The sequence below is a fragment of the Sporosarcina luteola genome (assembly GCF_023715245.1).
GTDB classification, from domain to species: domain Bacteria; phylum Bacillota; class Bacilli; order Bacillales_A; family Planococcaceae; genus Sporosarcina; species Sporosarcina luteola_C.
The window spans coordinates 210370-232162 of sequence record NZ_JAMBNV010000002.1 but is presented as its reverse complement, the minus strand read 5'-3'; the positions used below and the strand labels follow the sequence as shown (position 1 = coordinate 232162).

At 48.1% G+C, this 21793-nt stretch carries 24 protein-coding genes and 2 other annotated features; all 24 genes read left to right on the top strand.

What is annotated here, in order from left to right:
* Positions 1-104: 104 nt before the first annotated feature.
* The gene (locus M3152_RS12675; RefSeq protein WP_251695544.1) at positions 105-1781 is read left to right on the top strand and encodes a hypothetical protein; all 1677 of its coding nucleotides are present in this window, start codon (positions 105-107) and stop codon (positions 1779-1781) included.
* A 399-nt stretch (positions 1782-2180) separates the two neighbouring features.
* On the top strand, positions 2181-2651 hold the full coding sequence (locus M3152_RS12670; RefSeq protein WP_251695543.1) for a CtsR family transcriptional regulator: 471 nt from the start codon (positions 2181-2183) through the stop codon (positions 2649-2651).
* Between the two features lie 27 nt (positions 2652-2678).
* Entirely contained in the window at positions 2679-3242 is a 564-nt protein-coding gene (locus M3152_RS12665) for a UvrB/UvrC motif-containing protein (protein ID WP_251695542.1), read from the top strand.
* Positions 3232-4314, top strand: a complete 1083-nt coding sequence (locus M3152_RS12660; RefSeq protein WP_251695541.1) for a protein arginine kinase — start codon at positions 3232-3234, stop codon at positions 4312-4314. Before M3152_RS12665 ends, M3152_RS12660 begins: the two co-directional genes overlap by 11 nt.
* A 179-nt stretch (positions 4315-4493) precedes the next feature.
* The gene (locus M3152_RS12655; RefSeq protein WP_251695897.1) at positions 4494-6941 is read left to right on the top strand and encodes an ATP-dependent Clp protease ATP-binding subunit; all 2448 of its coding nucleotides are present in this window, start codon (positions 4494-4496) and stop codon (positions 6939-6941) included.
* Positions 6942-7010: 69 nt separating this feature from the next.
* Positions 7011-8381 carry a DNA repair protein RadA gene (gene radA / locus M3152_RS12650; RefSeq protein WP_251695540.1) on the top strand — a complete coding sequence of 457 codons (1371 nt, stop codon included), beginning with the start codon at positions 7011-7013 and terminating at the stop codon, positions 8379-8381.
* A gap of 183 nt (positions 8382-8564) precedes the next feature.
* A complete protein-coding gene (locus M3152_RS12645; RefSeq protein WP_251695539.1) occupies positions 8565-9668 on the top strand; it encodes a PIN/TRAM domain-containing protein in 1104 nt (367 codons plus the stop codon).
* 34 nt (positions 9669-9702) lie between these two features.
* Positions 9703-10401, top strand: a complete 699-nt coding sequence (gene ispD / locus M3152_RS12640; protein WP_251695538.1) for a 2-C-methyl-D-erythritol 4-phosphate cytidylyltransferase — start codon at positions 9703-9705, stop codon at positions 10399-10401.
* Positions 10398-10874, top strand: coding sequence for a 2-C-methyl-D-erythritol 2,4-cyclodiphosphate synthase (gene ispF / locus M3152_RS12635; RefSeq protein WP_251695537.1), 477 nt, complete (start codon positions 10398-10400; stop codon positions 10872-10874). The genes ispD and ispF overlap by 4 nt, the downstream gene beginning before the upstream one ends.
* Positions 10875-10943: 69 nt before the next feature.
* Positions 10944-12407: a glutamate--tRNA ligase gene (gene gltX / locus M3152_RS12630; protein WP_251695536.1), complete on the top strand. Its 1464-nt coding sequence runs from the start codon at positions 10944-10946 to the stop codon at positions 12405-12407.
* 59 nt (positions 12408-12466) lie between these two features.
* Positions 12467-12688, top strand: a binding site (T-box leader).
* Between the two features lie 60 nt (positions 12689-12748).
* Positions 12749-13417 (top strand): serine O-acetyltransferase, encoded by a 669-nt coding sequence (gene cysE / locus M3152_RS12625; protein WP_251695535.1) that lies wholly within the window; start codon positions 12749-12751, stop codon positions 13415-13417.
* Positions 13398-14795 carry a cysteine--tRNA ligase gene (gene cysS, locus M3152_RS12620; protein ID WP_251695534.1) on the top strand — a complete coding sequence of 466 codons (1398 nt, stop codon included), beginning with the start codon at positions 13398-13400 and terminating at the stop codon, positions 14793-14795. The genes cysE and cysS overlap by 20 nt, the downstream gene beginning before the upstream one ends.
* On the top strand, positions 14792-15223 hold the full coding sequence (locus M3152_RS12615) for a Mini-ribonuclease 3 (protein ID WP_251695533.1): 432 nt from the start codon (positions 14792-14794) through the stop codon (positions 15221-15223). Before cysS ends, M3152_RS12615 begins: the two co-directional genes overlap by 4 nt.
* The gene (rlmB, locus tag M3152_RS12610) at positions 15220-15978 is read left to right on the top strand and encodes a 23S rRNA (guanosine(2251)-2'-O)-methyltransferase RlmB (protein WP_251695532.1); all 759 of its coding nucleotides are present in this window, start codon (positions 15220-15222) and stop codon (positions 15976-15978) included. The genes M3152_RS12615 and rlmB overlap by 4 nt, the downstream gene beginning before the upstream one ends.
* A complete protein-coding gene (locus M3152_RS12605; RefSeq protein ID WP_251695531.1) occupies positions 15975-16490 on the top strand; it encodes an NYN domain-containing protein in 516 nt (171 codons plus the stop codon). The genes rlmB and M3152_RS12605 overlap by 4 nt, the downstream gene beginning before the upstream one ends.
* Before the next feature lie 68 nt (positions 16491-16558).
* Complete coding sequence (gene sigH / locus M3152_RS12600) at positions 16559-17209, top strand: RNA polymerase sporulation sigma factor SigH (protein ID WP_251695530.1); 651 nt, start codon at positions 16559-16561, stop codon at positions 17207-17209.
* 116 nt (positions 17210-17325) lie between these two features.
* The gene (rpmG, locus tag M3152_RS12595) at positions 17326-17496 is read left to right on the top strand and encodes a 50S ribosomal protein L33 (protein WP_435368148.1); all 171 of its coding nucleotides are present in this window, start codon (positions 17326-17328) and stop codon (positions 17494-17496) included.
* Positions 17497-17535: 39 nt separating this feature from the next.
* Entirely contained in the window at positions 17536-17721 is a 186-nt protein-coding gene (gene secE, locus M3152_RS12590) for a preprotein translocase subunit SecE (RefSeq protein WP_251695528.1), read from the top strand.
* 157 nt (positions 17722-17878) lie between these two features.
* A complete protein-coding gene (gene nusG, locus M3152_RS12585; protein WP_251695895.1) occupies positions 17879-18412 on the top strand; it encodes a transcription termination/antitermination protein NusG in 534 nt (177 codons plus the stop codon).
* Positions 18413-18581: 169 nt separating this feature from the next.
* Positions 18582-19007 carry a 50S ribosomal protein L11 gene (gene rplK, locus M3152_RS12580; RefSeq protein ID WP_251695527.1) on the top strand — a complete coding sequence of 142 codons (426 nt, stop codon included), beginning with the start codon at positions 18582-18584 and terminating at the stop codon, positions 19005-19007.
* Positions 19008-19126: 119 nt separating this feature from the next.
* On the top strand, positions 19127-19825 hold the full coding sequence (rplA, locus tag M3152_RS12575; protein ID WP_251695526.1) for a 50S ribosomal protein L1: 699 nt from the start codon (positions 19127-19129) through the stop codon (positions 19823-19825).
* A gap of 45 nt (positions 19826-19870) precedes the next feature.
* Positions 19871-20016: a sequence feature (ribosomal protein L10 leader region), on the top strand.
* Between the two features lie 32 nt (positions 20017-20048).
* On the top strand, positions 20049-20549 hold the full coding sequence (gene rplJ, locus M3152_RS12570; protein ID WP_251695525.1) for a 50S ribosomal protein L10: 501 nt from the start codon (positions 20049-20051) through the stop codon (positions 20547-20549).
* 79 nt (positions 20550-20628) lie between these two features.
* On the top strand, positions 20629-20994 hold the full coding sequence (gene rplL / locus M3152_RS12565) for a 50S ribosomal protein L7/L12 (RefSeq protein WP_251627852.1): 366 nt from the start codon (positions 20629-20631) through the stop codon (positions 20992-20994).
* Between the two features lie 103 nt (positions 20995-21097).
* A complete protein-coding gene (locus tag M3152_RS12560; RefSeq protein ID WP_251695524.1) occupies positions 21098-21706 on the top strand; it encodes a class I SAM-dependent methyltransferase in 609 nt (202 codons plus the stop codon).
* Positions 21707-21793: the final 87 nt, after the last annotated feature.

Sequence of the window (21793 nt, the reverse complement as noted above, 5' to 3'; positions counted from 1 at the left end):
AGATGCAGATAGTTTTTTTATGGAATCCACCAATAAAACGAATCGTTTGGCATTCTCATCCGTATAGTAGAGGGGGATTAATTTCAAAAGAAGAGAGTGTTCATATGATAAATTTATTGCTGTTTTCATTGGTCGTTGGCATCGTTGCCGCAATGATCATCATGCCGTTGACATCCACTACTACAGAAGGGCAACCCGCCTTTAATCGGATCGGAGCGCTTTCTGCAACAGTCGCAGCCGTGGCAGTGCTCACGTTCGGCCTTTATTACGTCACGAATCTCGACCGGAACTGGACGTCGGTGTGGGCGCTGGCTCTCATCGCTACTCTAGCGGGCGCCGTGCTTTCAACCGGGAGGGAAAGAAGTGCCAAGGTAATCCTGTTTTTAGCGGCATTGGCGGGAAGTGCGTTCATCCTAAGTGCGCCACTTTTCAATGCGAATGAAAAATACAAAGCAGTCGAAATGGATCAGCAAGTGGAAATCAAGGCGTTCGACGAAACGAAGACGCCAGCAAGCGTTCCACCAAAATTCGCCCGGAATAAAATGAAGAAGGCGTTCGGTCAAGTGCCGAATACGAGCTATTATGAGCTAGGCAACTTACAAATCCAAAAAGTCGATGGGAAATTCGTTTACATCGCGCCTGTCGAATTCTCGGGCTTCTTCAAATGGATAAACGGAAAGACTACTCCAGGATATTTCACGATGAGCGCGACCGATTCGGCGGACAATCCAAAGTTCGTCAAGACGGAAATGTCGTATACACCATCATCGTTCTTCCACAAACAAGTAGAACGCCATATGCGGATGGCGATGCCGGATCTCATCTTTTACGGGGATGTACAACTTGAAATCGATGATGAAGGAAAGCCGCATTATATCCGTTCCTATGGGCATTTTATTACAGCAAGAAATGGATTTGATGTCCAAGGGATCGTCATGGTCGACCCTGCTTCCGGGGAAGTGAGCCGATACCCGCTTTCGCAAGTCCCTGAATTCATCGATGGAGCGGTTTCACCTGAGGCAGTCAGTCTCCAAAACAGTTATTTCGGAAAATACGTCCACGGATTCTGGAATTCGATTGTCGGGAAGAAAGATGTGAAGCTTCCTTCGGACGAAGGGACGGAATCGAATGTTAGCCCGGTGTTTGACGAAAACGGGCATATGTATTACTTCACCGATTTCACAAGCCCGAAAGAAGGAGTCGACTCGATGTTAGGCTATGCATTGACGGATGGTCGCACCGGCGAGGCGACGTATTATACCGGCAATCTGGAAGAGTCGTATATGGATTCCCAAGGTGCTCTTCAAATTATCGAAAAGAAATTCATCGAAAAGAAATGGGCCGGGGAAATGCCGGTGCTCTATAACTTTTACGGGGAAGCGAGCTGGCTGACGCCTGTTCTGGATTCAAACGGCTTCCTACAAAACTATTTCATCGTGTCGGCGGCAAACCCGGAAATTTCCGTTTTCGCCAATTCGCCGAACGAAGCATTAAGACTTTATAAAACAGCACTACAACGTGGCGGTAGCACAGTCGACGGCAGTTCGAATGCCGAGGAAGGAAAAGCGTCTGTCAACGTTGTCCGTGTCTACAAGGAACGCGCCGGCGACTTTACAATCGTGTCCATCCTTGCCGACGACGGCCGGAACTATATCGTCTCCACCGAAGCTGTTCCGCTCGCCATTTACATCCAGGAAGGTGACCATCTAACAATCACCTATTTTGAAACTGGCGAACTTTTCCTGCCGGTCAAGGAAATGAAAAACAGTACAATAGAATAAAATAAAGGCGGCTTCCGGAATTTCGGAGGCTGCCTTTTATGCGTCTTTACGAGCGTTTATGAGTAATTTTACCGATTTATGCGTCTTTTATAGCAATTATGCGCTTCTGCAACGCTTTATGGACTTTCCCAACGATTTATGAGCATTGCGAACATTTTATGCTTTTTTGGAAGCTCATAATTGTCCTTACTTTACTTCATTCCAATAATATCGATACATTCTCTGCCAAGTCGTATCGATTATTGTTAAATATCCCATCCTGTATAAATAAGAGTTTGTACAAATGGATAGACTCCGTTAACTTGCATATCAATTGCACGCAGAATGTATTTTCATGTACAATTAAGTCAAAGATAGTCAAAGTCAATGACTTATCACCGGAAGAAAAGAGGTGACATCATGCGAAACATTTCCGACATTATTGAAGGATATTTAAAGGCCATTATCGAAAAAGAAGATAGCGGGACGATTGAAATCAAACGGAGTGAAGTGGCAGAAAAATTTCAGTGCGTGCCTTCGCAAATAAATTATGTCATCAACACACGATTTACCGTGGAGCGCGGCTATGCCGTCGAATCGAAGCGGGGCGGCGGAGGCTATATCCGGATTTACCGAGTCCAAACGAATTCGCATAAGGAATTGATTGAACATATTTTAGAAGGAATCCAACAAGGCGCGACATACACGATGGCCGAAGGGATCATTTACAGGCTGTTGAATGAAGAAGTTGTTTCGGAGAGGGAGGCAAGGATCATCCTAGCAGCAGTGGACAGGACGACTCTACATTACCCACTGCCTGAACGTGACATGATCCGGGGACGGATTTTGCAGGCGATGCTCCAAACGCTTATCTACAGACAGCTTGATTAGAAATCAACGAATACGAGGTGGCAGACAATGCTATGCGACAATTGCAAAGAACGGCCGGCTTCCGTGATTTTTACCCAGGAGGGAATGGGCGGGTCGGCGGAACGCCATCTATGCGAGAAATGTGCGTTTCAAACACAAGTGTTTCATTTTGATCCAAGTCAGGAACCGTTGTCGATTCAGCAATTCCTTTCACACTGGTTCAGCGGGAGTGAATCGATCCAGCCTTTTCAGCAGTCAAGGGACAGTATGCCGGACGGACCGATTTGCCCCGACTGCAAACTGACGTTCAGAAAATTCCTCGACATCGGAAAGTTCGGCTGTCCGACGTGCTATGACACGTTCAGGGGACAACTGCCGCGCGTTTTCAGCAAGCTCCATAATGGGCACACGACCCATGTAGGAAAAATCCCGGATTCCTTCAACGAACGATTCGCCTTGAAGAAAAAGGTCGAGGAAATCCGTTCGAAAATGCAGGAAGCGATTGAGATGGAACGATTTGAGGATGCCGCCGCATTGAGGGACGAAGCGAATGCGCTAAAAGAGCGTTTGGCGGAGTGCGGCAATGGAGGTGATGGCAGCGATGTCAATTAATAAATTCATGAAAGGCGCAGTTACAGGCTGGATGACGTCGCATGGGGAGCACTCGGATATCGTCATGTCGACGAGGATCCGCTTGGCCCGGAATTTAAGGGGATTCCGATTCCCAATCGCGTTCACGGCCGATGAGGCGGAGAAAGTCGATTCGCAAGTTTCGGCTGCCTTGCTTACTTCCGACGAAAAAGGGTATGCCTATATGAAGATGTCGGAGCTTCCCGGTCTTGAAAGGCAAGTGCTCATTGAGAAGCATTTAGTCAGTCCACAATTGACGGATGTGAAGCGACACGGCGCGGTCATCCTGTCCGAAGACGAGACGCTGAGTATCATGTTGAACGAAGAGGACCATATCCGCATCCAATGCATCTATCCAGGCTTTCAGTTGGAAAATGCATATGATCATGCAGACTCAGTCGACAACTATTTGGAAAATAAGCTCCCTTATGCCTTCGACGAGGATTTCGGCTACTTGACGAGCTGTCCGTCAAACACAGGTACAGGCATGCGAGCGTCCGTCATGATGCATTTGCCGGCTTTGACAATTACAAAGCAGATCGAGCGCATCATTCCGGCAATTGCAAGGCTAGGGATGATCGTCCGGGGAAGCTACGGAGAGGGCAGCGAAGCACCGGGCAACATTTATCAGGTTTCGAATCAGACGACTTTGGGCAAACCGGAGAAAGAGATCCTTTCCGATTTGAAAAATGTTGCGCTTAGGCTTATCGCACATGAGAGGCGCTCACGAGAACTCCTCCTTTCCAAATCACGAGTAGCTTTGGAGAACAAGCTTTTCCGATCGCTCGGCATCATTTCGTATGCAAGACTCCTGCCATCAGGGGAAGCGGCCCGTTGCCTTTCGGATGTCCGTCTAGGCATCGATCTGGGCATCATTGAAGATGTGGATATGTCCATCTTGAATGAATTGATGATCTTCATGCAACCTGGTTTCCTTCAGCAATATGCCGAAGCAGATTTGACAGCGGAGGAAAGAGATATATTCAGAGCCGATCTTTTCAGGGAACGGCTGCGTTCTGAACAACAAACCAATGAAAATAATAAAGAAAACTGAGCAATACTTTTGCAACGGATTTTTCTTTTTATTATACTTACGTCAAAGATGGTCAAAGTCAATTTAGTGGAATTGGATTGCTTCTTGATCCATAGGAATAGAGTAAGAGGAATTCCTATTCCGCACTTTAGGTAGTGGGGACAGGATGGACGTTACTTATAGAAGGAGTGGAATTGAATATGATGTTCAATCGTTTTACACAGCGGGCACAAAAGGTCCTACAGCTTGCACAGGAAGAAGCAATCAGACTGAAACATGAATCCATCGGTACCGAGCATATTTTATTGGGACTCATACGGGAAGGCGGCGGCATCGCTGCGAAAGCATTGGAAGCGATCGACATCAGTTTCGATACGATTGAAAAAGGGGTGGAAAGCCTCGTCGGTTCCGGATCGAAGGAAGTCGGACCGATTGTTCATTACACGCCAAGAGCAAAAAAGGTCATCGAGCTTTCTGTTGATGAATCAAGGAAGCTCGGCCATTCGTATATCGGCACTGAGCATATTTTGCTTGCGCTCATCCGTGAAGGGGAAGGCGTGGCTGCCCGTGTATTAAATAATGCGGGAGTCAGCTTAAACCGCGCAAGGCAGCAAGTGCTCCAATTGCTCGGAAGCAATGACAGCTCTGTCGGCAATCAAGGCACTTCATCATCCGCATCTACACCGACACTCGACAGCCTTGCCCGCGATTTGACGGAAGTGGCACGTGAAGGGACGCTTGACCCGGTCATCGGCCGCAGCAAGGAGATCACACGTGTGATCGAAGTATTGGCTCGCCGTACGAAGAACAACCCTGTACTAATTGGAGAGCCGGGTGTCGGTAAAACTGCAATTGCGGAAGGGCTTGCGCTTCAAATCGTTAATAATGAAGTTCCTGAAATCCTGCGTGATAAACGCGTCATGACATTGGATATGGGTACGGTCGTTGCGGGTACGAAATACCGCGGCGAGTTCGAGGACCGCATGAAGAAAGTGATGGAGGAGATCCGTCAGGCTGGCAATATCATTCTATTCATTGATGAATTGCATACACTGATTGGCGCTGGAGGAGCTGAAGGGGCGATCGATGCATCCAACATCCTGAAACCGTCGCTTGCCCGCGGGGAATTACAATGCATCGGGGCGACGACGCTTGATGAATACCGTAAATATATCGAAAAAGACGCAGCTCTCGAAAGACGTTTCCAACCGATTCAAGTCGATGAACCGACTGTCGAAGAAACGATTTTGATCATCAAGGGCTTGCGCGATCGATATGAAGCGCATCACCGTGTGAAAATTACGGATGAAGCAATAGATGCGGCTGCGAAGATGTCGGATCGATACATTTCTGACCGTTTCCTGCCAGACAAAGCGATTGACTTGATCGATGAAGCGGGATCGAAAGTACGTCTCCGTTCATATACGACACCTCCGAATTTGAAGGAGCTTGAAGCAAGACTTGAAGCGATTCGCCACGAAAAGAATGCCGCGGTGCAAAGCCAGGAATTCGAAAAGGCGGCATCATTCCGCGATAAAGAGCAGAAAATGAAAGAAGAGCTCGAAAAGACCAAGACGGAATGGAAAGAGAAGCAAGGGAAAAAGGAATCTGAAGTGACAGTGAACGACATTGCGGAAGTAGTCGCAATGTGGACGGGAGTTCCAGTAGCGAAGATCGCGGAAACGGAAACTGCCAAGTTGTTGAACATGGAAGAACTTCTGCATGAACGCGTTATCGGGCAGAAGGAAGCCGTAACAGCAATTTCACGAGCGATCAGGAGAGCCCGTGCAGGATTGAAGGATCCGAAGCGGCCAATCGGCTCATTCATCTTCCTCGGACCTACTGGTGTCGGGAAGACTGAGCTTGCAAGGGCGCTTGCGGAAGCGATGTTCGGGGATGAAGATGCGATGATCCGCATCGATATGTCCGAGTATATGGAGAAGCATGCGACGTCGCGTCTTGTCGGTTCGCCTCCAGGGTACGTCGGTTATGAAGAAGGCGGTCAATTGACTGAAAAAGTCCGCAGGAAGCCATATTCAGTCGTCCTGCTTGATGAGATTGAAAAGGCGCATCCTGATGTCTTCAATATTCTACTGCAAGTACTTGAGGATGGAAGATTGACGGATTCAAAAGGTCGCACAGTCGATTTCCGTAATACCGTCGTCATCATGACGTCCAACGTCGGGGCGGAAACATTGAAATCGAATCGTTACGTCGGCTTCAATCTGCAAGACGGAGAACGCGATTATGAAGGCATGAAATCGACGATGCTTGAGGCGTTGAAAAAAGCGTTCCGTCCGGAGTTCCTGAACCGTGTCGATGAAATGATTGTCTTCCACTCGCTTGAGAAGGAACACTTGCGTGAAATCGTCTCTCTCATGTCAAACGAGTTGACGAAGCGTCTTGCGGAGCAGGATATTACGCTTGAGTTGACGGATGAAGCGAAACACAAAATCTCCGAAGTGGGATACGATCCGGATTACGGTGCACGACCGTTGCGCCGGGCTTTGCAGAAACATGTCGAAGACCGTCTCTCGGAAGAGTTGTTGAGCGGAACAGTGCTCACAGGCGGAAAAGTAATCGTCGATGTAGAGGAAGGCGAGTTCGTCGTCAAGACGGATCGCGTAGCAGTGACAGAAAATCAATAATAGGATGGCCCTCCCGTAGAGTTCGCTATCTACGGGAAAGGGCTGTCCTTTTCGTATATGGAGGTACATATGGCAAAGCGGAAAACGAAATTCATGTGCAGGGACTGTGGGTACGAATCGCCGAAATGGATGGGAAGATGTCCGGGCTGCGGCGAGTGGAATACAATGGACGAGGAAGTCGAAATTGTAAGCAAGGGTCCGCGCGGGGCTTTTAAGCACACGGAGAACATCCAACAGAAAGCGATGCCGATCAGCGCGATTGAAACAATGGAGGAACCGAGGGTCAAGACGGAGCTTGGAGAACTGAATCGGGTGCTCGGCGGCGGGATCGTCCCGGGTTCGCTCATCTTGATCGGCGGGGATCCGGGCATAGGGAAATCGACGTTGCTGCTACAAGTGTCTTCCCTTCTCGCCAATCAAAAACAGCGCGTCCTTTACATATCTGGTGAGGAATCCATCAGACAGACAAAGCTGCGCGCTGAACGTCTCGGTGTTGCGTCGGATGAACTTTATATTTATGCGGAGACGGATTTGGCGAAGATACATGAAACGATCAATGACGTGCAACCGAAATTTGTCATTGCCGACTCGATCCAGACAATCCACCATCCCGAAGTCACATCCGCTCCAGGCAGTGTTTCGCAAGTGCGGGAATGTACGGCTGAGCTGATGCGTATCGCAAAGACGCAAAACATCGCCATTTTCATTGTTGGCCATGTGACGAAAGACGGACAAATTGCAGGTCCACGCCTTCTCGAGCATATGGTGGATACTGTCCTCTATTTTGAGGGGGAGCGGCATCATACGTACCGGATCTTGCGAAGTGTGAAGAACCGCTTCGGCTCGACGAATGAAATTGCGATTTTCGAGATGTTGCAATCCGGCTTGAAGGAAGTTTTGAATCCGTCCGAACTGTTCCTGCGGGAGAGGTCTCAGGGAGGTGCAGGATCGACCGTCGTCGCCTCGATGGAAGGGACCCGTCCAATCCTCGTCGAAATCCAGGCGCTCATAACTCCGTCAAGCTTCAATTACCCGAAGAGGATGGCAACCGGGATCGATCAGAACCGCGTTTCGCTCTTGATGGCTGTTCTGGAAAAACGGATGGGCATGCTTTTACAAGCGCAGGACGCCTATATTAAGGTTGCTGGCGGCGTAAAGCTGGATGAACCGGCGATCGATTTGGCTGTCCTCGTCAGCATCGTTTCGAGCTACCGGGATGCGGCGGCAGGAGCTACCGACTGCTTCATTGGCGAAGTGGGGTTGACGGGCGAAGTGCGCCGTGTTTCACGCATAGAACAGCGGGTAACGGAGGCGGCGAAACTCGGGTTCGAAAAAGTCGTCATTCCATCATCGAATATCGGCGGGTGGGATTTTCCGGAAGGGATTCAAGTCGTTGGCGTCGAAACGATAAGTGAGGCATTAAACATCGCATTTTCGTAAAAAAATGAAAAGGGATGGGACTTTTTAAAGGGAGTCCTATTCCCCTAATTTTGCGATGCAAGGAACTTCACTATCTTTTGTGTGTCCTATACTTGTCGGAAAAACATTGAGTTTGATGGCTCAAAACGGCGAAGGGCATGGAAAACGTGTATAGTTATCAGTAACAGAATGGAGGTGTTGTACATGTTGAAAAGAGTAGTTCAAGCTGGACTGCTGCTGATCGGAGGAACACTCGGCGTATTATTTTTACCGTATTTATTCACTTTATCTTCCTTTACTTCAAAGCCGATGATTGATAATCCTTACGTAGCTGCTGTCCTAGGGGCGATCGTGTTATATTTGCTAAGCCTTTTCATCGCGGATCCGATTGTGAATTTCATTAAGTGGATGGAAGACCGTCTATTGAAGGCTCCTATCTTCGATTTATTATTCGGAACGATCGGTCTGATGGTCGGTTTGAGTGTCGCTTTTCTCGTCAGCTTCGGGTTGAGCAGTGTAGAGATTCCTATTATTACGTCCATTCTGCCTGTCCTTCTTTCAATCCTTCTCGGATATCTAGGTTTCCAGGTTGGATTTAAAAAACGTGAAGAATTTTCCCACGCCATTTTTGCGGCACGGAATAGCAATCCGAAAAAGAGGGATGGCGGGGAAGGTGTAGCACTGCAGGATGCTAAGATCCATAAAATCCTGGATACGAGTGTCATTATTGACGGAAGGATTGCAGATATCGCGTCAACGGGATTTCTGGAAGGGCTTCTCGTCGTACCGCAATTTGTATTGACAGAGCTGCAACATATCGCCGATTCATCCGATTCATTGAAACGTACTAAAGGGCGGCGTGGGCTTGATGTCCTGAAGCGTTTGCAGACGGATGACGGACCGAGCATATTGATTACTGACGAAGATTTCGCGGACGTTGCGGAAGTGGACCTGAAGCTTGTCCGTCTCGCGAAAAGCATGAACGGCCATGTTGTGACAAACGATTTCAACTTGAATAAAGTGGCGGATCTGCACGGTGTAGCAGTTTTGAACATCAATGATCTAGCCAATGCGGTGAAGCCTGTCGTCATCCCCGGTGAGGAGATGCATGTCGTCGTCATAAAGGATGGCAAGGAGCATAATCAGGGCGTCGCGTATTTGGATGACGGCACGATGATCGTCATTGAAGATGGCAGAATGCATATCGGCAATGCGATTGATGTCGTTGTCACGAGCGTGCTGCAGACCTCCGCTGGCCGGATGATTTTCGCGAAGCCGAAGAACGGCAAAACTGCAAAGGCGCATTAACAGGCGCATTGATGAAGAAAGCTGAGGAACGATGATGAAGACATATACAGTGATGCTCCCGGCAGCGGGGAGCGGACGGCGTATGGGTGCCGGGTTCAACAAGCTGTTTTTGGAGATGGCGGGCAAGCCGATTCTCATACACACTTTGGATGTGTTCGAACAGGATCCCGATTGCGCGGGGATGATTCTCTCCGTAAAGGACGAGGAAAAGCTTCATATCGAAGAAATGCTCGAGCGTTTCGGTATTACGAAAGTGGCTGCACTCGTTGAAGGTGGAGTGGAGCGGCAGCAAAGCGTTGCGGCTTGCATCAATGCTCATACAGAGGGAGGGGTCGTCCTCGTGCATGATGCGGCGAGGCCATTCATTAACCTGGATGTCATCCGTGAGCTTGTGGACGTAGCCCAAGAACATGGCGCCGCAATCGCAGGTGTCCAAGTGAAGGATACGATGAAGGTTGCACCAGGCGGCATCGTCGAAGAGACAGTGGACCGTTCGAAGCTCTGGGCGATCCAGACGCCGCAAGCGTTCCGCTACGACCTCTTGAAGGAAGCGTCCGAGAAAGCCGAATCTGAAGGGTTCCTCGGGACGGATGAATCGATGATCGTCGAACGGCTGGGACACCCGGTTAGAGTTGTAGAAAGTACGTATGACAATATTAAAATGACGACGAAGGAGGATCTCCTGTTTGGCGAGGTCCTCTTGAAACAGAGACGGCAGGAGGATTTCCAATGATTCGGATAGGACAAGGGTTTGATGTACATCAATTTGAGGAAGGTCGGCCATTGATCATCGGCGGCATTACCATTCCTTACGAAAGAGGATTGACGGGGCATTCCGACGCGGACGTCCTATTGCATACAGTGACAGATGCCGCGCTTGGCGCAATCGGGGAAGGGGATATCGGCAGGCACTTCCCGGATACGGATGAGGCGTTCAAAGATGCGGATTCGGCGGTCCTTCTTCAAAAAGTATGGGAAATCGTAGAGTCGAAAGGCTATCGTTTGGGCAATATCGATTGCACGATCATGGCGCAGAGACCGAAAATGGCGCCGCATATCGAGACGATCCGCGCACGCATTGCAGAATTGCTGAATGCAGATACAACGCAGGTGAATGTCAAGGCGACAACAACCGAAAAACTTGGATTCGTCGGCAGGGAAGAAGGGATCGCCTCAATGGCTACCATCCTTCTCATGAAAGATTGAGCCCTTTCAAATTGGACGAAGCAGTGATAAAATGACACTTGAATTAATCAAGAACGGAGATGCACTCAAATGACAACAGAAGTACGTGTACGTTATGCGCCGAGTCCGACCGGCCATTTACATATCGGCGGAGCCCGGACAGCATTGTTCAATTATCTTTTTGCAAAGCATCATGACGGAAAATTCATCATCCGCATCGAAGATACCGACACGGAACGGAATATCGAAGCAGGCGAACTATCCCAGCTGGATAACCTGAAATGGTTGGGGATCCATCATGACGAGTCCGTCGATATCGGCGGGGAATATGGTCCTTACCGTCAGATGGAACGCCTTGATCTCTACACGAAATATGCGCAGGATATGCTCGACGGTGGGCATGCCTACAAATGTTTCTGTACGACGGAGGAGTTGGAGGCGGAGCGTGAAAAGCAGAAGGCTTCCGGAATCGCAGCGCCGATGTATGGCGGGACTTGCCGTCATCTGACTGCCGAAGAAGTTGCCGAAAAGGAAGCTTCGGGCATGCCTTACACGATTCGCATGCGCGTACCTGAAAACGTAACCTATACGGTGGATGACCTCGTCCGTGGCGAAGTGGCGTTCGAATCGAAAGACGTCGGCGACTGGGTGCTTGTAAAAGCAAACGGCATCCCGACATATAACTTCGCGGTTGTCATCGATGACCATCTGATGAAAATCTCGCATGTCTTCCGTGGTGAGGAGCACTTGACGAATACGCCTAAGCAATTGATGGTGTACGATGTATTCGGCTGGGAGTATCCGCGCTTCGGACATATGACGTTAATCGTCAATGAAGAGCGGAAAAAGCTTTCAAAGCGGGATGAATCAATCATCCAATTCATTTCCCAGTACAAGGACCTCGGTTATTTGCCGGAAGCGATGTTCAACTTCTTCGCGTTGCTCGGTTGGTCGCCAGGCGGAGAAGAAGAGATTTTCACGCAGGATGAATTGATCAAGCTTTTCGACGAAAGCCGCCTTTCCAAATCGCCGTCCATGTTCGATAAGACGAAGCTTACGTGGATGAATAACCAATACGTGAAGAAGCTCAGCTTGGATGAAGTGATTGAATTGACATTGCCGCATCTTCAAGCAGCAGGACGTGTTAGCGAAGAGATGACGGAAGAGCAACGCAACTGGGTGCACGATCTGATCGCCCTTTACCAGGCGCAGTTGAGCTATGGAGCGGAAATCGTCGAATTGACCGCCCAATTCTTCAATGATCATATTGAATATGATGAACAATCCAAGGAGATCCTATCGGGTGAGCAAGTACCGGAAGTGATGGCATCCTTCCAACGCCAGTTATCCGCCCTTGAGTCATTTGATCCTGCTTCAATTAAAGCAGCGATCAAAGAGGTGCAAAAGGAAACGGGTCATAAAGGGAAGAATCTCTTCATGCCGATCCGTGTGGTAACGACAGGACAGACGCACGGTCCGGAATTGCCGGATTCCATCGCATTGATTGGCAAGGAGAAAGCGATTGAACGGGTTTCGAAATTTGCTCAGGCGTAATTGATTTAGTTGACTTTAGACATTTTCTAGGTACAATTAACGTACATTCATTTAAAAGAACGAAAGCTTTGATAAGGAGAAGTACACATCGCATGCTCTTCAGAGAGGGTCATCATCGGCTGTAAGTGACCTGTGCCTCTGCAATGTGGAAATGCCCCTTTGAGCGCCGTGCCGAACGAAGAAGTAGGCCGGACGCATCGCCAGCGTTAGAGGCGTCAAGCGGGAAGGGGATTAAACCCTTCCAAGCGGAGTGGAACCGCGCATTCGATTGCGTCTCTGTCTAGTTATGGACAGGGGCGCTTTTTGCGTTCATGAAGAATTGGAACAGGAGGTTGAAAACAGTGTTTCGTAGGATGAAGGAAGACATCCATTGCATATTTGAACAGGATCCTGCTGCGCGCAGCACGTTCGAGGTGGTGCTTACGTATTCCGGCCTCCACGCAGTGTGGGCGCACCGGATCGCACATGCACTCTATAAAAAGAATCTGTTGTTTCTTGCAAGGCTCATCTCACAGATCAGCCGATTTTTCACAGGCATCGAAATCCATCCAGGCGCAACGATCGGCAGGCGGCTATTCATTGACCACGGCATGGGAATCGTCATTGGCGAGACTTGTGAAATCGGCGATGACGTAACCTTATACCAAGGTGTGACATTGGGGGGAACGGGCAAGGAAAAAGGAAAGCGTCACCCGACTCTTGGCAATAATGTACTTGTAGCTTCGGGGGCAAAAGTGCTCGGCTCCATTACAATAGGTGAAAATAGCAAGATCGGCGCAGGGTCGGTCGTTCTGATCGATGTACCGGAAGATTCGACAGTCGTCGGCATCCCGGGCAAGGTCGTCGTGACGAACGGCGTACGGGTGAAGGATAAACATGATCACCGCAACTTGCCTGACCCTGTCGAAGATACATGCAACCGCTTGGAAGATGAAATTGCATTTCTGAAAAAACGAATTGAAGAACTTGAGAAGAAAGAAGGGAAAACCGATGAGTATTCAAATTTATAATACATTGACACGGAAGAAGGAGCCTTTCATACCACTGGAGGAAGGGAAAGTGAAAATGTATGTGTGCGGACCGACCGTCTACAACTACATTCATATCGGGAATGCAAGACCGGTCATCGTGTTTGATACAGTCCGCCGCTATTTGCAGTATCGCGGCTATGACGTCAATTACGTGTCCAACTTCACAGATGTCGACGACAAAATCATCAACACAGCGAATGAGCTAGGCGAAGAGGTAGGGGAATTGACTGAACGCTTCATCAATGCCTATTTTGAGGACGTCGGAGCTCTCGGCTGCGGCAAAGCGGATGCCCATCCGCGTGTGACGGAGCATATCGACGACATCGTCGCTTTCATCCAAGTACTTGTGGATAAAGAATTCGCTTATGAAGCGCAAGGGGATGTGTATTACCGCACGCGCAAGTTCGACGGCTACGGCAAACTGTCCCATCAGTCGATCGATGAGCTGAGGGTAGGTGCACGCATTGAAGAGAGCGGCATCAAAGAGAATCCTCTCGATTTCGCTTTATGGAAAGCGGCAAAAGAAGGGGAAGTCGCCTGGGAAAGCCCATGGGGCCCTGGCAGACCAGGTTGGCATATCGAGTGCTCCGTCATGGCGAGGGAACATTTGGGCGACACGATCGACATCCATGCCGGCGGGCAGGATCTGACATTCCCGCATCATGAAAATGAAATCGCGCAGTCCGAGGCGATGACCGGGAAGCAGTTTGCCCGTTACTGGATGCATAATGGCTATATTAATATCGATAATGAAAAGATGTCAAAGTCGCTCGGGAATTTCATTCTCGTCCACGATATCCGCAAGCAGATCGATTCCAAGGTGCTTCGTTTCTTCATGCTGTCCGTTCATTACCGTCATCCGGTCAACTTTTCGCAAGATCTCGTCGAAAGCGCGGCGAATGGACTGGACCGAATCCAAACGGCTTACAACAATTTGAAGCACCGTGTTGGCACATCCGCCGATCTTGGAGACCAGCAGGACATTTGGACACATAAGGTGGATGAATCCGTACGTTTGTTTGAAACTGCAATGGATGATGATTTCAATACGGCGAATGCCATTGCCGCCATTTTCGAACTCGTTAAAACAGCCAATGTATATTTACTGGAGAAAAACACGCAAACGGCTGTACTCGAGTATTTCATTTCCGCATTCGACCGACTGATGGAGGTTCTCGGCTTGCCGTTCAGTGGGGAAGAACTGTTGGATGCTGAAATTGAAGGGCTTATCGAGGAGCGATTGACTGCGCGCCGTGAACGGAATTTCAGCCGTTCAGACGAAATCAGAGACCTATTGAAGGAAAAGGGGATCATCCTGGAAGATACCGCCCAAGGCACGCGGTGGAAGAGAGGATGAGCGGCGTGTATACATTGCGTGACATCGATGTGAAGCAACTGAACGCACTTGCACTCGCCTATATGGGGGACGCAGTTTATGAGCAGGCGGTCCGTGAGCATTTGCTGCGCTCTGGCCGCGTGAAGCCAAACACGCTCCATAAAGAGGCGACACGGTATGTATCCGCAAAAGCGCAAGCGTCCGCTGTCAAGATGATGCAGGAAACAGGCTTTCTCACCGAAGAGGAGGAAGCCGTCCTACGCCGCGGACGGAATGCGAAATCTGGATCAGTACCAAAAAACACTGACGTCGTGACGTATAACCATAGTTCTGGATTCGAAGCGGTTCTCGGTTATTTATATCTGCTAGGCAGAACTGAACGGGTTGGGGAAATCATCGGAAGTACAATGCAATTCATCGAAAATCCGAACGAGGAGGGCGCATCATGACAAATCAGGAATCGGAATTGATTGGCGGTAAAAACCCGGTTGTAGAAGCACTACGGTCGGGCCGGGAACTGAATAAGATCTGGATTGCCGAAGGGTTGAATAAAAAAAGCATCGGGGAGATTTTATCCCTATCGAAACAATCGGGGATCATCGTCCAAGCGGTGCCGAAACAGAAGTTGGACGGCATGCTGGACATGAATCATCAAGGCATTATCGCCTCGGTTGCCGCCTACTCCTACGCAGAACTCGATGATTTGTTTGCAGTCGCGAAAAACCGCGGCGAGGATCCGTTTTTCCTCATTCTCGACGAACTGGAAGATCCACATAATCTCGGCTCGATTCTCAGGACGGCGGATGCTGCAGGTGCACATGGCGTTATCATCCCGAAACGCCGCTCTGTCGGTTTGACAGGAGTCGTCGCGAAAGCTTCGACGGGGGCAATCGAGCATATCCCGGTCGTCCGTGTGAACAATCTCTCCCAGACGGTGGAGGAGTTGAAGAAAGCGGGAGTCTGGATTGCTGGGACGGACGCGCAAGGTTCGCAAGATTACCGTTCGATGGATGCCACACTGCCACTTGCCGTCATCATAGGCAGCGAGGGTAAAGGGATGTCCCGCATCTTGAAAGAAAAATGCGACTTCCTCTATCATCTGCCGATGGTAGGGCATGTGACGTCATTGAATGCCTCTGTCGCAGCGTCCTTGCTCATGTATGAAGTGTTACGCAAACGCAAGCCCTTAACGCCAGGGTCATGAAAAAGGATGTATTGCTCGTCGATGGATATAACATCATCGGGGCATGGCCGGAATTGAGGAAGCTGAAGCTTGTAAGCCTTGCTGAGGCCCGCGACCGGCTTATTGAAAGAATGGCCGAATACAAGGCGCATACAGGCTGGCGAGTCATCATCCTGTTCGATGCGCACTTGATGCGGGGGACCGAAAAGAAGAATTGGCAGCATAATGTCGAAGTTGTTTTCACTCGTGAAAATGAAACTGCCGATGAACGAATCGAAAAGTTGGTATCCGAGCTGAGCGGGCGCCGAGTCCAAATCCATGTGGCTACATCCGATTTGACGGAGCAATGGGTCATCTTCGCACAAGGCGCCCTGCGGAAATCGGCTCGCGAACTAGAAATTGAAATGAATGAAATCGATAAATTGATTACAAAAAAAGTAAAAGAAATCCAGGTGGAAAGGCCGTTCTCCAAGATTCAGTTGTCCGATGAGGTGGCAGAAATATTTGAAAAATGGCGCCGAGGAATGAAATGAACGGTTGACGTTAAAATTTTCCATGCGTTATACTGATTGAAAGGCAATGACGAATCGGGGTGTGGTGATTGGCGGGAAATGTTTACGTTCAAGGGGGACCATCTGATTTCACCGGGCTATCCGATGAAGAGATTTTAGTTCGTATTCATGAAGGCAGCACGGACGCGCTAGATTTCCTTATTACCAAATATCAATCTTTCGTAAAAATGAAAGCACGCTCATATTTCATGATGGGCGGGGATCGTGAGGATATCATTCAGGAAGGAATGATCGGCCTCTACAAAGCGATCCGCGATTTCAGGACGGATCGGCTTGCTTCATTTAGGGCATTTGCAGAGCTGTGTATAACAAGGCAAATTATCACAGCCATTAAAACGGCGACAAGGCAGAAGCACATTCCTCTGAATACATCGGTATCTTTGGACAAGCCCGTATTCGATGAGGAATCCGACCGCACGTTGTTGGACGTCCTAACCGGATCTGTGCTCGATGATCCAGAGGATTTAATAATCCATAAGGAAGATTTCATCCATATGGAAGGGGAAATCAATAAAGTGTTGAGCGGACTCGAAAAGCAGGTCCTATCACTCTATTTGGAAGGTCAGTCCTATCAGGAGATTTCAGACGAATTGAACCGGCAAGTCAAATCTGTGGACAATGCACTCCAGCGCATCAAGCGGAAACTGGAACGTCACATGCAAGTGGATGTCGTGCATTGAAGCATGTCCATGATGAATTGCCAACCCATTTCCATCATGTTGACATCATGAATGTTAGGTGGTACTCTTTAGCAAGGCAATGACTATATACGTAGACTGTCGACAATAGTTGCACGATGGAAGTTCAAGGTGGAAAAATGTCTAAAAAATTGATTTTATGTTGTGATCGTTGCGGATCACGAAACTACGTCATCCCTGCAGGAAATAAGCAGACAACAGTCCGTTTTACGGTGAAGAAGTTTTGCAATCAATGCAATGAACATACAGAGCATAAACAAACAATCTAGTTGCAGTACTATACTTAGTATTCGGAGGTCTACGATTGAATGGGTAAGATAACCGGTTTTTTAAAAGATGTCGTCTCTGAAATGCGGAAGGTCAGCTGGCCGAAGAGAAAAGAATTGACACGCTACACGATCGTTGTTATTACAACAGTTGTATTCATGGCAGTTTATTTCGGTCTCGTCGATTTGGGCATTTCAAAAGCAATGGAATGGTATATTGCGTTATAATAGGACAGCATGAATAATCCTTGTTGAAAAATATCCCGTCTTGTCACATGAACGGGTTTTTTCATTTCTCGGAAATAAATATAGAGTCTTTGGCGAATAAATGAGTAATGCATTTCGAAAAGGAGGGACGGACACACAGTCCTACGTAATTATGGAAATGGAGAAAAATTGGTACGTTGTCCACACATATTCAGGATATGAAAATAAGGTGAAAGCCAACCTTGAAAAACGTGTCGAGACGATGGGTATGCAAGATAAAATATTCCGCGTCGTCATCCCTGAAGAGCAGGAAACGGACTTCAAAGATGGCAAAAAACGCACAGTCATGAAAAAGACGTTCCCGGGATACGTCCTCGTGGAAATCATCATGACGGACGACTCTTGGTATGTCGTCCGGAACACGCCTGGAGTGACAGGTTTCATCGGGTCATCCGGTGGTGGCGCAAAACCGACGCCGCTCTTGCCTGAGGAAGTGGATTTCATCCTCAAGCAAATGGGTATGAAAGAACGGAAAGCTGAAGCTGACTTCCAAGTCGGCGAAATGATCGAGGTGCTTGAAGGGCCGTTCGCGCATTTCCAAGGGAAAGTCGAAGAAATCGATCAGGACAAAGGGAAGGTTCGCGTTTCCGTCGATATGTTCGGCAGGGAAACAATCATGGAGCTTGACTTTGAACAAGTTGAAAAAATATAAGAGATTACCACTTGCAAGACAAGCATAATAATGGTATCATTTCAAAGGTCAGACTGTAATCAGAACAGACTGGACGGATTAACCAAATTCTACCGGGTAACCGGCAGGCACATATTGAGTGGGAGGGGCAACCCAATTACCACATCACGGACTTAAGGAGGTGTGTCTCGTGGCTAAAAAAGTAACCAAAATCGTGAAATTGCAAATCCCTGCAGGTAAAGCTAACCCAGCTCCACCGGTTGGACCGGCGCTAGGTCAAGCAGGTGTCAACATCATGGGATTCTGTAAAGATTTCAACGCACGTACAGCAGATCAAGCAGGTCTAATCATTCCTGTTGAAATAACTGTATTTGAGGATCGTTCATTCACATTCATTACAAAAACTCCACCAGCAGCAGTATTGCTGAAAGTTGCAGCTAATCTTCAAAAAGGTTCAGGCGAACCGAATAAAAAGAAGGTAGCTACTGTAAAACGTGATAAAGTTCGCGAAATTGCTGAACAAAAAATGGAAGACCTTAACGCAGCATCGGTTGAAGCGGCGATGGCAATGGTTGAAGGTACTGCACGCAGTATGGGAATCTCGATCGAAGACTGATCGCGATGAAACCATGTTCTGTTTCTTTGTAGTGGGGGTTGCGCTTGTTCCTCGGAACACGCAACCCTTATTCGTGGGAGGTTCAATCCGTTAAAACCACAAACGAGGAGGAAATTTTAATGGCTAAAAGAGGTAAAAAATTCACTGAGGCGGCAAAGCTTGTCGATCGCACGCAAGTGTATGACATGAAAGAAGCGATTGAGCTTGCAAAGAAAACAAGCACAGTCAACTTTGACGCAACTGTTGAAGTCGCATTCCGTCTTGGAATCGACACTCGTAAAAATGACCAGCAAATCCGTGGGGCAGTTGTGCTTCCGAACGGTACTGGTAAAACTCAACGCGTTCTAGTTTTCGCGAAAGGCGAAAAATTGAAAGAAGCGGAAGCTGCTGGTGCAGACTATGCAGGCGATGCAGAGTACATCACTAAAATCCAACAAGGCTGGTTCGATTTCGACGTTATCGTTGCAACTCCGGACATGATGGGCGAAGTTGGTAAAATTGGTCGCGTATTGGGACCAAAAGGCTTAATGCCGAACCCTAAAACAGGCACAGTAACATTTGATGTTGCTAAAGCTGTTGCGGAAATCAAAGCAGGTAAAGTTGAATACCGTGCGGACAAAGCTGGTATTATCCACGCTCCGATCGGAAAAGCTTCTTTCGACAACGAAAAGCTTGAAGAAAACTTCAAAACTGTTTTTGAAACAATCCAAAAAGCTAAACCAGCTGCAGCTAAAGGAACTTACATGAAGTCAGTGAATATCACGACTACTATGGGTCCTGCGGTCAAAGTTGATCCGTCAACTGTAGTTGTTAAATAAAAACATTGACAAGCTTGAAATCTTATAGTAAGATTTCGTTTGTTGTAAACTAAATCATTTGTACCGTAGACAGCAGGGGCTTTAAAGCTTAATCATCCTGCCGAGGACAAGACGCTCTTTATGTTAAAGATGACGACTTTTCTGCCCTCGTGGTCTACTTTGTGGATCGCGAGGGCTTTTCATATCGGTATGAATGACCCGAATTCTTACAGGAGGTGTCAAGATGAGCAAAGTATTAGAAGCTAAACAAGCGGTAGTGGATGAGATCTCAGGCAAATTGCAATCAGCGGTTTCCGTTGTCGTAGTCGACTATCGTGGTCTAAACGTGAGCCAAGTTACGGAACTTCGTAAACAGCTTCGTGAAGCAGGCATTGACTTCAAAGTTTACAAAAACTCAATGTCACGCCGTGCTGCTGAAACAGCTGGACTTGAGGGGTTGAATGAGCATTTAGTAGGTCCGAACGCAATCGCATTCTCGACTGAAGATGTTGTTGCTCCTGCTAAAATCCTTAACGACTTCGCTAAGAAGAACGACAAGCTTGAAATCAAAGCAGGCGTGATTGAAGGAAATGTCGCATCTGTTGAAGATATCAAAGCATTGGCGGAACTTCCATCCCGCGAAGGACTTCTTTCCATGCTACTCAGCGTTCTACAAGCTCCAATGCGCAACTTCGCGCTTGCAACAAAAGCTGTTGCAGAGCAAAAAGAGGAACAAGGCGCTTAAGTTTACTGAAGCTGCCTGAACGACAAAAATCTGCGGGCTAATCCCCGACAAACTAAAACCTATTTAGGAGGAAAAAATAATGACTAATCAACAAATCCTTGACGCGATTAAAGAAATGACAGTCCTTGAATTGAACGACCTTGTAAAAGCTATCGAAGAGGAATTCGGCGTAACTGCTGCAGCTCCTGTTGCAATGATGGGCGGAGCAGGTGCTGGTGAAGCGGCTGCTGAGCAAACTGAGTTCGACGTAGTTCTTGCATCTGCTGGAGATCAAAAAATCAAAGTTATCAAAGTTGTTCGCGAAATCACTGGCCTAGGCTTGAAAGAAGCGAAAGAAGTAGTTGATAACGCTCCTAAAGCAATCAAAGAAGGCGTTTCTAAAGAAGAAGCAGAAGAAATGAAAGCGAAACTTGAAGAAGTTGGCGCTGGCGTAGAAGTTAAGTAATTTTTGAATAATGAAGAAAGGCTCGTCGTTTCGGACGGGCTTTTCTTCGTTTTTTTATCTAGAAGGAAATATGGGTAACCTTTCGGGAGGAAGGAGAATCAATATGGCTGAACATTACTACTCTAAAAATCCAATAGTGAAAAGTGATCCGAAGGAATGGCAAGCGACATTGCGAAATAACCGGCTTCGATTCAAGACGGACGCGGGAGTATTCAGTAAAGGGGAAGTGGATTTCGGTTCACGTCTGCTAGCGGATTCTTTCGTAATGCCTACTGTGGCAGGGGTTGTGCTGGATGTTGGTTGTGGTTACGGACCTATCGGATTATCGATCGCCGCATCTTTTCCGGACCGGAGCGTCCATATGGTCGATGTCAACGAAAGGGCGATGGCGCTCGCGAATGAAAATGCCAAACTGAACGACATACGGAATGTGTCGGTCTACCCGAGTGATGCATTGTCGGCTGTAGAGGCGGAGGGTTTCGCGGCGATATTGACGAACCCGCCAATCCGGGCAGGAAAAGAGACGGTATTCAAAATTTACGACGGAGCTTTTTCGAAATTGGCTACCGGAGGAGAATTGTGGGTCGTCATTCAGAAGAAGCAGGGGGCCCCTTCCACAATGGCGCATTTGACCGAGTTGTTCGGAAATGTGGAAACCGTGGAAAAGAAAAAAGGATATTTCATACTTAAAGCCCAAAAAACGTTGACCTGAGTGTTTTCTTGTGCTAGTATTGTAAAATGCATAAATAATATAATGAGGTCGTGTGCCCTTTTGCATAAGATTTGGAAATCTAAGGCA

Bases quoted from the DNA above. Each gene is read 5' to 3' on its own strand.
- M3152_RS12615 (WP_251695533.1), top strand. From the start codon at position 14,792: ATGAGCGGCGTGTATACATTGCGTGACATCGATGTGAAGCAACTGAAC.
- radA (WP_251695540.1), top strand. From the start codon at position 7,011: ATGGCAAAGCGGAAAACGAAATTCATGTGCAGGGACTGTGGGTACGAA.
- M3152_RS12645 (WP_251695539.1), top strand. From the start codon at position 8,565: ATGTTGAAAAGAGTAGTTCAAGCTGGACTGCTGCTGATCGGAGGAACA.
- ispF (WP_251695537.1), top strand. From the start codon at position 10,398: ATGATTCGGATAGGACAAGGGTTTGATGTACATCAATTTGAGGAAGGT.
- ispD (WP_251695538.1), top strand. From the start codon at position 9,703: ATGAAGACATATACAGTGATGCTCCCGGCAGCGGGGAGCGGACGGCGT.
- cysS (WP_251695534.1), top strand. From the start codon at position 13,398: ATGAGTATTCAAATTTATAATACATTGACACGGAAGAAGGAGCCTTTC.
- rpmG (WP_435368148.1), top strand. From the start codon at position 17,326: ATGGAAGTTCAAGGTGGAAAAATGTCTAAAAAATTGATTTTATGTTGT.
- M3152_RS12670 (WP_251695543.1), top strand. From the start codon at position 2,181: ATGCGAAACATTTCCGACATTATTGAAGGATATTTAAAGGCCATTATC.
- rlmB (WP_251695532.1), top strand. From the start codon at position 15,220: ATGACAAATCAGGAATCGGAATTGATTGGCGGTAAAAACCCGGTTGTA.
- secE (WP_251695528.1), top strand. From the start codon at position 17,536: ATGGGTAAGATAACCGGTTTTTTAAAAGATGTCGTCTCTGAAATGCGG.
- M3152_RS12665 (WP_251695542.1), top strand. From the start codon at position 2,679: ATGCTATGCGACAATTGCAAAGAACGGCCGGCTTCCGTGATTTTTACC.
- M3152_RS12660 (WP_251695541.1), top strand. From the start codon at position 3,232: ATGTCAATTAATAAATTCATGAAAGGCGCAGTTACAGGCTGGATGACG.
- M3152_RS12675 (WP_251695544.1), top strand. From the start codon at position 105: ATGATAAATTTATTGCTGTTTTCATTGGTCGTTGGCATCGTTGCCGCA.
- rplJ (WP_251695525.1), top strand. From the start codon at position 20,049: ATGAGCAAAGTATTAGAAGCTAAACAAGCGGTAGTGGATGAGATCTCA.
- M3152_RS12655 (WP_251695897.1), top strand. From the start codon at position 4,494: ATGATGTTCAATCGTTTTACACAGCGGGCACAAAAGGTCCTACAGCTT.
- M3152_RS12560 (WP_251695524.1), top strand. From the start codon at position 21,098: ATGGCTGAACATTACTACTCTAAAAATCCAATAGTGAAAAGTGATCCG.
- rplL (WP_251627852.1), top strand. From the start codon at position 20,629: ATGACTAATCAACAAATCCTTGACGCGATTAAAGAAATGACAGTCCTT.
- M3152_RS12605 (WP_251695531.1), top strand. From the start codon at position 15,975: ATGAAAAAGGATGTATTGCTCGTCGATGGATATAACATCATCGGGGCA.
- nusG (WP_251695895.1), top strand. From the start codon at position 17,879: ATGGAGAAAAATTGGTACGTTGTCCACACATATTCAGGATATGAAAAT.
- gltX (WP_251695536.1), top strand. From the start codon at position 10,944: ATGACAACAGAAGTACGTGTACGTTATGCGCCGAGTCCGACCGGCCAT.
- rplA (WP_251695526.1), top strand. From the start codon at position 19,127: ATGGCTAAAAGAGGTAAAAAATTCACTGAGGCGGCAAAGCTTGTCGAT.